The sequence below is a fragment of the Bacillus infantis genome, assembly GCF_008180445.1.
GTDB lineage: Bacteria > Bacillota > Bacilli > Bacillales > Cytobacillaceae > Bacillus_AB > Bacillus_AB infantis_B.
This window is the reverse complement of the sequence record NZ_VTER01000027.1, coordinates 1-10,107: the sequence shown is the minus strand read 5'-3', so window position 1 is coordinate 10,107 and position 10,107 is coordinate 1. Positions and strand designations below refer to the sequence as shown.

General features: G+C 43.9%; 10 protein-coding genes. 6 read left to right on the top strand and 4 right to left on the bottom strand.

Annotated features, from left to right (window positions below):
- Window positions 1-319 precede the first annotated feature (319 nt).
- Complete coding sequence (locus tag FZD51_RS25600) at window positions 320-2,404, bottom strand: transglycosylase domain-containing protein (RefSeq protein ID WP_148977239.1); 2,085 nt, start codon at window positions 2,402-2,404, stop codon at window positions 320-322.
- A 267-nt stretch (window positions 2,405-2,671) separates the two neighbouring features.
- Here FZD51_RS25600 and FZD51_RS25595 point away from each other — a divergent pair, with 267 nt between their 5' ends.
- Window positions 2,672-3,187, top strand: coding sequence for a universal stress protein (locus FZD51_RS25595; protein WP_262381122.1), 516 nt, complete (start codon window positions 2,672-2,674; stop codon window positions 3,185-3,187).
- 89 nt (window positions 3,188-3,276) lie between these two features.
- Here the strand turns inward: FZD51_RS25595 and FZD51_RS25590 are convergent, their stop codons facing one another.
- Entirely contained in the window at window positions 3,277-3,744 is a 468-nt protein-coding gene (locus FZD51_RS25590) for a helix-turn-helix transcriptional regulator (RefSeq protein ID WP_148977237.1), read from the bottom strand.
- 428 nt (window positions 3,745-4,172) lie between these two features.
- On the opposite strand from FZD51_RS25590, the gene FZD51_RS25585 reads away from it, so the two are divergent.
- Together FZD51_RS25585 and FZD51_RS25580 are read left to right on the top strand one after the other, a co-directional pair.
- Window positions 4,173-5,321 carry a histidine kinase N-terminal domain-containing protein gene (locus FZD51_RS25585; RefSeq protein ID WP_148977236.1) on the top strand — a complete coding sequence of 383 codons (1,149 nt, stop codon included), beginning with the start codon at window positions 4,173-4,175 and terminating at the stop codon, window positions 5,319-5,321.
- A 100-nt stretch (window positions 5,322-5,421) separates the two neighbouring features.
- Window positions 5,422-5,964: a GNAT family N-acetyltransferase gene (locus tag FZD51_RS25580; protein WP_148977235.1), complete on the top strand. Its 543-nt coding sequence runs from the start codon at window positions 5,422-5,424 to the stop codon at window positions 5,962-5,964.
- 41 nt (window positions 5,965-6,005) lie between these two features.
- Here FZD51_RS25580 and FZD51_RS25575 read toward each other — a convergent pair whose 3' ends face one another.
- Entirely contained in the window at window positions 6,006-7,043 is a 1,038-nt protein-coding gene (locus FZD51_RS25575) for an STAS domain-containing protein (protein WP_148977234.1), read from the bottom strand.
- Window positions 7,044-7,242: 199 nt separating this feature from the next.
- Here FZD51_RS25575 and FZD51_RS26365 point away from each other — a divergent pair, with 199 nt between their 5' ends.
- The 3 genes from FZD51_RS26365 to FZD51_RS25565 all read left to right on the top strand — a co-directional run bounded on the left by FZD51_RS26365 (window position 7,243) and on the right by FZD51_RS25565 (window position 9,713).
- Window positions 7,243-7,410 (top strand): YwzD family small protein, encoded by a 168-nt coding sequence (locus tag FZD51_RS26365; RefSeq protein WP_187445902.1) that lies wholly within the window; start codon window positions 7,243-7,245, stop codon window positions 7,408-7,410.
- 479 nt (window positions 7,411-7,889) lie between these two features.
- On the top strand, window positions 7,890-8,291 hold the full coding sequence (locus tag FZD51_RS25570; RefSeq protein ID WP_083783130.1) for a MerR family transcriptional regulator: 402 nt from the start codon (window positions 7,890-7,892) through the stop codon (window positions 8,289-8,291).
- A 60-nt stretch (window positions 8,292-8,351) separates the two neighbouring features.
- A complete protein-coding gene (locus FZD51_RS25565; protein ID WP_148977233.1) occupies window positions 8,352-9,713 on the top strand; it encodes a hemolysin family protein in 1,362 nt (453 codons plus the stop codon).
- A 132-nt stretch (window positions 9,714-9,845) separates the two neighbouring features.
- Here FZD51_RS25565 and FZD51_RS25560 read toward each other — a convergent pair.
- Window positions 9,846-10,107, bottom strand: a 262-nt coding sequence (locus FZD51_RS25560) for a transposase (protein WP_187445901.1), incomplete at its 5' end; no start/stop codon positions are given.

Genomic DNA, 10,107 nt, shown 5'->3' with positions numbered 1-10,107 from the left:
CTTAAACCAAACATCATGATTGGGGACTCTGTCCCCAAACCCCTGAAGTTTATCGCTTTTGTTTTCCCTAAAACGGACAAACAAAAAAACGGACAGCATAATCTATCCGTTTTAGTGTAAAAGCCATAAAACCGCTCAGGTTGCACTTCTGCATTGCCCTATCCTGTTTTATGGTAAAAGGCAATTATAGTATTGCCAGCCTATATCTTTTTATACCTATAATTTCTTGCCTTGAGAAGATTGTCGAATATTACTTACACAAGATTTTACGCAGACCCTCTAAGACAGCAAAAAAAGAGCCGACCGGCTCTTTTTTATTTTAATCTTCATGCTTTTTCTCTTTCTCTTTCTCTTTCTCTTTTTCCTTATCCCTGCCCTTTAAGCGGTCTTCCCATTTCCCTTTTTCTTCACGCAGCTTTTCCTGCCACTTCTCGGCTTCCTTCCTTAAATTCTCCTCCCATTCTCTGGCCCTCTTCCATCTTTCTTCTTTCTCTTTTTCTTCAATATAATATGAAATATGCGGAACATTGAAGGATTCAGCATCCTGCCCTTCAAGAGCAGCCGCCATCAGCTCCCGGAAGATCGGGGCCGCGCCTTCACTGCTTGTCGTTGTTAAATAGTGGTTTTCATCTGTATGGTCATAACCGACCCATACAGCACCGGCGAGCTGAGGTGTATAGCCGGTGAACCATTGGTCCTTTACGCCATCTATCCCCTCTATCGGCACCTGGGTCGAGCCTGTCTTCCCGGCCGTCTCCCTTCCAGGAATGCCTGCTGCCTTCCCGGTTCCCTGCTCCACGACCCCCAAAAGCATGGTTGTCATCTGTTCTGCAGCTTCTTTAGAAACTGCCTGCACAGACTTTTCTTCCCGTTCGGCTATTACATTTCCTTGGGCGTCTTCAATCTTTATGATTGCATGGACCTCTTCCCTTACACCGTCATTGGCAAAAGCCGCATAAGCACCGGCCATCTCCAGCGGAGACACACCTGATGACAATCCTCCAAGAGCAATCCCAAGGTCTCTGTCGCTCTCCTCCAGAGGGATTCCAAACCGCTTGGATGCTTCAATTCCCGCTTCAATGCCGATTTCATTAAGTATCCATACCGCCGGAAGATTAAGCGAATCTTTGACGGCCTCGTACATCGGCACCTGCCCGCGGTACTGACCATTGTAATTGCCTGGTTTATAGCCGCCAAAGCTCATTTTCTCATCTTTTACCTGGTCTGTTGCCTTCCAGCCCTCTTCCAGGGCAGGTGCATAGGCAGCCAAAGGCTTCATTGCTGAGCCTGGCTGGCGCTTCAGCTGGGTGGCCCGGTTAAAGCCCCTGAAGACATGCTCGCCGCGTCCGCCGACCAATGCCCGGACACCGCCTGATTCAGGATCCACCAGCACAGCACCGCTCTGAACGATCTGATCCTCTTTTCCTTGCGGGAAAAGATCGTCCCTTTGGTAAATTTCTTCTGCTGCTGCCTGCATATCCGGATCAAGTTGAGTATAGATCCTGTATCCCTCTGTCAATAATTCGTCCTGTGTCAGCCCATATAATTCGATTGCTTCATCAAGGACATGATCAACATAATAAGGGAACTTTCCTTTCAGTGGATCGCCCCCTCTGTCATTGAGAGCAAGCGGCTCTGCCTTGGCTTGTTCATATTCACTGGCAGAAATATAGTTCTGTTCCTTCATTTGCAGCAGGACCGTATCCCGCCGTTTTACCGCCTCTTCAGGATGGCCGATTGGATTCAGGGCCGAAGGGGCCTTGATGATTCCCGCCAGAATGGCCGACTCGCTTATGGTCAGGTCTTCGGCATCTTTGCCAAAGTATTTAAGGGCAGCATTTTTGACCCCCCATGCCCCTTCCCCAAAGTAAATCTGATTCAAATACATCTGAAGGATTTCTTCCTTTGAATATTTCTTATCTATTTCCCTTGCCAGGAAAAACTCTTCCATCTTCCGCTTGTATGTTTTTTCATGGGTGAGCAGCGCATTTTTCGTCAGCTGCTGTGTAATGGTGCTCCCGCCTTCGACTACACCGCCAGCTTTGATATTAGTGAACAGCGCTCTCATAATCCCTTTGTAGTCAATGCCGCTATGTTCATAAAATCTTTTATCTTCAATTGCGACTACGGCATTTTTCAGGCTGTCAGGCATCTGGTCGGCACGGAGGCCTTCATTTTTGCTTGCTGAAATTTTGCTTGCCTCTTCCCCGCTGTAATCATAAATGACCGTGGGCTGTGACATCCCGTCCTCCAGATTGCTGATATCTGCGTCCTTGCCCTGAAAGTAAAAGAAACTAAGGAAGCCGAGGATCGATGTAGAAGAAAATAAAAGGACGATCTGTAAAACACGTTTTAGTCTATAGATTCGATTTTGTTTATTTCTGCCTTCCCTTGTATTGCTCATTTAATCACAACCTTTATTGAAACTGTCTTGGTGACTTCTTATCATACTGTAAACAATTTTCTTGAAGACTTTTACTCAAAAATGATGGGATATAAACCATAATTATCCTTATTAGCAGTTTGGGCACTTTTATATAATCCGAAAGTGTTCCCCCTTTTATAGGGGTACAAAATTTTGATGCAGCTCAAACAGGCAGGATTCTTTTATCGGAAATATGGGTAAATAGAAAATAATCACAAATCTCCTATTTAAGAAAGGATGATGACAATGAATCAATTCAATCGGATTGTAGTCGGCTATGATGATACCGAAGGCAGCAATAAGGCACTCCAGCTTGCCGTTCAGATGGCAAAAGGAAACCCTGAGGCGCATGTACTGGTTGCAAATGTCTATGACGAAAAGGTAGAAAACGTAATGACTGATAATGAAAAGAGAGTGGAGCCGGTAAGAACAAACGGATATATGCTGGAAGGGATCCAGATTCCGCCTATGTCGATCAGGCATGATGATCCCAACCCGCCAACACACGCCATTATCTCAAACAGCGTGGATGACGCATTCTATAAAGCTAAACAGGAGCTTGAGCCCCATAATATACAGGCAAAATATGATTCTCTTGACGGCAGCCCTGCAGAAAGCATCTGTGATTACGCCTCGGCAGAAGGAGCCGATCTGATCATTGTCGGAAACTCCGGCAAAGGAGGGCTGAAGCGGATGTTCCTGGGAAGCGTCAGCAGCAACATCGCCAAACAGGCTCCGTGCCCTGTGCTTATTGCGAGATAATTATTTCCGGCTTATACAAAAAACGCTAAGATACCCGGTATCTTAGCGTTTTTTCTCTTTCCATACACAGGCACTCTTCCAAGTCATGATTACTTGTCCGCATCTGCCCCTCTTGCAATCTCGAAAAAACGTTCTTTTGATTCTTCTTCATCAAAACTGCTGTAGACTCTATACAAGTCTTCATCTATAATCCGGAAATGCTGGCTGATGATATTCTGCTGAAGCATAAATCTGCCCCTTTTTTCGACCTCTCTCCACCATATTTTGCCTCCAAGGGTTTTTTCTTTACGATAATCAATACCTTCCCTTGCAATGGTTTCAAGCACTTCAAGCGGTTCGTTTCCAAATAAGAATTGCACGGTTTCGGTTTCACGGAACAGGGCACAAACAGCCACTACTGTGGACCATCCCGCATAAGCTCTGCCCTTTTCAATCTGAACAAGTGTTTTTTTTGAGATTCCGATAATTTCCGCCATCTTATCCTGGGTATAGCCTGCCTCTGTACGAATAAGGCGGAGCTTTTCCGAAACCTTAATGATAATCTCTTCTCGTGTCAATATTCGCGCCACCCTTTTCAAGTGTAATATTACACCAATTCTAACACATTATAAAATTCCGTATACCTTTTATATTTAAGGATGAATATCTGGCTGCATTTCAGCTGTGCTGAAATGGTGTAAAACAGAGCTTTACACGAATGAGCCCAATATCAACAAGGTACTAACACAGCCTATATTTAAGAAGTTGATAAATGCCTGTTCTCTTTACATGCCCTTTCCATTTCAGATTAAACTGCGGCTTTTTTATGGACAGCTCACCATCCAGTATTTTACATAAAATTTCATATTTTTACACATTTGAACTCCATCCCCGATCTTTCGATAAATTTCTGTAAATTCCCAAGAAAATTCCGGAGGATTTATCCTATTATAGGCGAATGTTAATACAGCAAGGTTAATAGTCAAAAAGATAGGCGGAGGGTAAAATGTTATCACTATCAAATCAAAAGCTGCTTGACTTTCTTGAAAGAGAAAAGCATATTCTTCTGGAGCAATGGAATAAAGAGATTGTCTTAACAGAGACAGATCCTTTCAAAGATTATATAAGAGAAAACGGTGAAGCCATGTTCAGCCTGATCTTGACCAGTTTGTCCAAGTCAGAACAGAATCTGGATGTCTATCTTCAGCAGCTCGCCATCAAAATTGCCTCTCAGCGTGTGAAAGCCAATATTAACATCGGCGAATTTGTTTACAATGTAAATATGGGCCGTTCCATCATCTATAAAAATCTCAACCGGGTTGACGTCCACTGGGATGATCTGCAGAAATGGATTGACAGGATCAATGTGTGTTTTGACAAATTTCTTTATTATGCTGTCAGCCATTATACAGATGCCAAGAATAAGATCATTGATGAAAAAACGGAGTTCATTAATTCAACCCATAAAGACCGCCTTACTCTTCTGGGACAAATGACATCCAGCTTTATACACGAATTCAGGAATCCGCTGACTTCCATCCAGGGTTTTGTTCAATTGCTTAAAGCTGAAAACCCTCCCATGAATTATTTAGATATCATTTCCAACGAGCTTGAACAGCTCAATTTCCGCATCTCGCAATTCCTGCTTTTATCCAAGAAGGAGCTTATTGGAAAGGAAAAAACTACTTTTAACCTGAACAGTTTGGTTGAAGAGGTGCTTATTTTTCTGTATCCAAGCATATTGGATGCCAAGGTCCGCATTATAAAGGAAATCGATGAAAGCACCCATCTTTGCGGCTATGAAGATGAAATCCGCCAGGTGCTTATCAATATCATCTTTAATGCCATCGATGTCTTGAACCCCTTTCGGGAAGATCCGCTCATTGAAATTATCTCATCCATGACTTCAGACTCTTATGTACGGCTCGAAATCAGAAATAATGGCCCGCAAATACCTGAGCATCTGCTAAGTTCCATTTTTGAACCTTTTGTTACGACCAAAAAACTGGGAACCGGGCTGGGGCTTTTTGTCTGCCGGGAAATCATCGAAAAGCATAAAGGCTTCCTTTCCTGTGAATCAGACTATGATAAAACCATTTTCAGCATGACTCTGCCTCTGCATACCGGCGAAAGAGCAGATTCCGGCTGCGAATAAATGAAAGAAAATTTACGCTGCTCCGCTTTCCTGTGTATGATTGGATTGTCAGGCAATTCTTCCGGATAATTCAAACTTTAGAAAAAAAGGGGGCGAAGATTTGTTTACACTAGAAGTTGATCATGAAATCCGGCTTCAGCTGTTTCAGCTGCATCATGCCGACGAGCTTTTTGCTTTGGTGGACGGCAGCAGGAACCATCTAAGGGAATGGCTTCCCTGGGTAGACAGCATGACCTCCCCCATGCAATATCACAGCATCATCCCTTTGTGGCTGAAGCAATTTGCCGAAAACAATGGCTTTAACACTGGTATAAGGTATAAGGGGACACTGGCAGGAGCCGCCGGCATCCACCAAATTGACTGGGCAAGCAGGCAAATCAGCATAGGCTATTATCTGGCCGAAGGCTTTCAGGGAAAAGGAATCATGACGAGGACAGTCCAGGCAATGATCAATTATGCTTTCAATGACCTCTGTTTGAACCGGATTGAGATCAGATGCGGGATCAGGAATCATAAGAGCAGGGCTGTCCCTGAGCGGCTGGGGTTCACACAGGAGGGAATCATCAGGCAGGGAGAGTTCCTTAATGGGAATTACCACGATCTGGTGGTTTACGGGCTTCTAGCGGAAGAATGGACATATTAAATCGGCAAAACAAAAAGCCAGCAATGCTGGCTTTTTCGTTATCAGATAATCCTCCGCCCTATCTGGGACAGCGCAAAATAGATGCCGTGCTGAAGGGTCTGGAAGCAATCATATTTCGAAAGCTTGATGCCGGACTGAGTGATGGCCACTCCTAGTTCAGCTGATATGCCGACAAGGATGGTATCTGTGCCGATGAGTGATGCGGCAGATCCAAGCTTATGAATGAACTCACCTGTAAAATTGCTGATATCATTATCAAGTCCGGTCAGATCGAGGACAAGATATTTAGCCTGATATTTCGGCAGGTTGTTCAAGGTCTTTGTCAGCAGATCCTCCGAACGGCTCTCATCATATTTTCCGATCAGCGGTACAACCACAATGCCCTCCAAAACCGGAATGATTGGGGAAGACAGCTGCCTGACCAGGTCATGCAGCTCCATAGTCTGTTCTGCGACAAGTTCCTCAAGACTCCGTATTTGCTCTGACTCTTTCCTTCTTGAAAGTTCATGGATATTGTGGGAAACCGTTACACTGGAAGGAAAATACCTGACCTCTGTATACTCATGGCCTTCTATCTGGCTTTCTGCCACTTCATACCAGATATTTTCCCCAAACAGCCCTGTAAAAATTCCGGCATAATGGGCAGGCAGGAAGGTTCCGCCCGCTTTTTTATTTTGGGCAAGATTGATTTTATGTTCCCACGTATCCTGCATTTGCACCGTAACTGTTTTTGCCTCTTCATCAAGCTCTTTTACAACGGTTTTCCCCCATCCAGCAGACGCATAGGTGTTCGGAATCAGCTTTGTTGCATCTTCAACGGATACAGTTTTAAGTTTTTCGAAATACTCTCCGACCACCTGTCCCATCCGATAGCCTGTCGTCTCCAGCACCACGCTGGCTGCTTCCTCACCGGAAATTTCCTCAATGGTGTCAAAGAAAGTCTTCATTGCTGAATTGATCCAAAATAATACGGCGTCTTCCCCTTCAAAGATGAACTGGCCACTATTGAAATTCCACTGAAAATCGAGGCCATGTACATTAATGGAAGGTTTGCTGTCCGGCAGTTCATTTAACTTCATTGCTCTACCCCTTTATAATTTACAACTTGTCCAGTATAGTCAGCATTATGCTTCTTACTATCCTGGTTTCTGCATTTCCTATACTATAAATTTATACTTTCTATGTGACGATGTCTAATTTTCTGCCGGGAATAGCAGTTTAACCTTTGCTGCAGGCGGGAAATAAAAGAGAAATCCATAGAAAAGGTGCATGAATATAATGAATGATAAAAATCTCCGGATGATACAGGAAGAATTACCAGGATTTGCCGATGTGCTGAAACACGCCTTTGATAAAGGCCAAAGTGAGGCTGAACTGACAGTGAACGACCTGCTGGCAGACTTGAGGAGCCAGCTGCAGCCAGTCATTCAGCGCCAGCAAAAATAGATCATGGAGAACAGGCTGCCGGAAACTTCCGCAGCCTGTTTTTTCAATGGGAATTTCAAGCTCTTCCACATGGTTTATCCCGCTGCAAAAGGCTTCGCCATAAAGCCGGGATTTTATTAGGGATATACAAGACAGGCGGCTCCCAGGCTGTCCCTTCAGCTTTCTAAGAACTGCCGCTGAATGAGCCCGAACCAGCACAGAACACTAACAGGCCTTTGGAACAAAAAAACGGAGAGTTCCTGGTTAAATTTTTTGTATTTTCCGATAAATTGATTCATAATTGTTCATAAGCTGTATATATTCTCATAAAATAAGAGTAATCACTCCATTTCAACCGCAACGTTTGACTGTACGGTTTGATTTACCGTATAATTATGGTTAATTTTATGAAAATATGCATCTTGCTTTTTTGAACAAACCCTACAATAATGAAGAATTAAAATCTGATACCGAGGTGATAAGATGGGGCATTCTATCGCATTGGTGAACTAGCAGCGATTGCAAATGTATCAAAAAGAACGATTGACTATTATACGGCATTGGGCCTTATAAAGGCTGAAAGATCGAAATCGAATTACAGGCTTTATTCTGAAGATGTGCTGCTCGACCTTACATTCATTGAAGAATGCAAAAAGCTGCACATCCCGCTTGAAGAGATTAAGAGAAAGCTGGAATTGAAGAAAGATGGGAAAGCGGCATCAGGGACCGTCGAAAAGCAAATTCTTGATGTTACACAGCAGATAAGGCACCTTCATACAGAGATTTCATCCCTCCTTCCGCTTATTCAAAAGCTGGACGGGGAAGAAAAAAACAACATCTCCAAAAAGCTGAGTACGGAAGGGTTGGCTTTGATCCAGTCTCTTAAAACCTTAACAAGCTAAAATATTTTTGTATTATCAGGAGGTGACTCCTTACTCGCTCACGCGGGATAAGGAAACTTATTGGACATATTAAACTTGGTTATTATAGCCATTTTAATTGCTTTTACGGCATTTTTTGTCGCTTCGGAATTTGCGATCATCAGGGTGAGAAGCTCAAGGATTGACCAGCTTATAGAAGAAGGCAGCAGTTCTGCACTTGCTGCAAAGAAAGTGATTACGAACCTGGATGGCTACCTGTCCGCCTGCCAGCTTGGCATTACCGTGACCGCGCTGGGAATAGGGTGGCTCGGAGAACCAACAGTCGAGCATATTTTAAGGCCGGTGCTGACAAATCTCAGCATCCCGGAATCTGTATCACATATACTTTCTTTTTCTATCGCTTTTGGCTTCATCACGTTCCTCCACGTTGTGATCGGGGAACTTGCGCCAAAGACTCTCGCTATTCAAAAAGCTGAATGGATTACGCTTGCATTTTCCCGTCCGCTGATCGGTTTCTACAGAATCATGTACCCTTTCATCTGGGCGCTGAATGGCTCTGCACGCTTAATCACTGGCTTCTTTGGTTTAAAGCCGGCTTCCGAGCATGACCTGGCACATTCCGAAGAGGAGCTTCGCATCATTTTATCCGAAAGCTATAAAAGTGGTGAAATCAACCAGTCTGAGTTTAAGTATGTAAACAAGATATTCGAGTTTGATAACAGGATTGCAAAGGAAATCATGGTCCCGCGGACGGAAATTGTTTCGCTTGCCAAGGATGATACGCTCGAAACCTTCCTGCAGCTCGTCCATGACGAAAAGTTCACAAGGTATCCGATTATCGATGGAGATAAAGACCATATTATCGGGATGGTCAATATAAAGGAAATCATTACCGACTTCATCAAGGACCGGGAGATAACCTCCAAGACGCTTGAAGCGTATACAAGGCCGATCATCCGGGTCATCGATACGATTCCGATTCATGACCTGCTGGTGAAAATGCAGAAAGACCGGATCCATATGGCCATACTGATGGATGAATACGGCGGAACTTCCGGCCTTGTGACAGTCGAAGATATAATAGAAGAAATCGTCGGCGATATCCGCGATGAATTTGACAATGATGAGGTCCCAACGGTCAGAAAGATGGATGAAGGTCATTTCATTTTTGATTCCAAAGTTCTTGTGAGTGAAGTGAATGACCTGCTTGGCCTTGAGATCAATGATGAAGATGTGGATACAATGGGCGGATGGATCCTGACAGAGAACTATGAAGCGAAGCAGGGCGATACGATCCATTTGGACTCCTATGACTTCACTATCCTTGAAATGGAAGAACATCATATCAAATATATCGAAGTAAAGAAGCTCCAGGAACAGGCTGAGCCGTTCGAACAGCAGACTGAACAGATTCTGCTGGCTAAGTCGGAGGTCCTTTCTTAGAGAGAAAAACCTTTCCCAGTGCGGGAAAGGTTCAGATTGTAGACAAAAGGCATTTCGAATGTGTCCATTCGAAGTGCCTTTTGAGTTTTTTCTTGTATTTCAAGAATATTGGTGACTCGACGAGGCATTCTCTTAGACCATTTCTGGCTCTTTCCATGTCCAGTTGGCCATCTTTTTTAAATTCATGGCAGCAAAAGTAAGCATCGCCTGCATAGACAATTTTTTTAATCCCCTTAGGGTTGTCCATCGCATACCATGCTTTTCTTTTCCATCGGCGAATACTCTCTCGATGGTTTCTTTTCGTCTTTCGTAAATTTCCTTGATATCATCTTGGTGACGAAGATGGTCAGCTTCTTCCAAAGCATCTTGCCAGACATGTCGTTGAATCACCTTC

Bases quoted from the DNA above. Each gene is read 5' to 3' on its own strand.
- FZD51_RS25600 (WP_148977239.1), bottom strand. From the start codon at position 2,404: ATGAGCAATACAAGGGAAGGCAGAAATAAACAAAATCGAATCTATAGA.
- FZD51_RS25595 (WP_262381122.1), top strand. From the start codon at position 2,672: ATGAATCAATTCAATCGGATTGTAGTCGGCTATGATGATACCGAAGGC.
- FZD51_RS25585 (WP_148977236.1), top strand. From the start codon at position 4,173: ATGTTATCACTATCAAATCAAAAGCTGCTTGACTTTCTTGAAAGAGAA.
- FZD51_RS25575 (WP_148977234.1), bottom strand. From the start codon at position 7,043: ATGAAGTTAAATGAACTGCCGGACAGCAAACCTTCCATTAATGTACAT.
- FZD51_RS26365 (WP_187445902.1), top strand. From the start codon at position 7,243: ATGAATGATAAAAATCTCCGGATGATACAGGAAGAATTACCAGGATTT.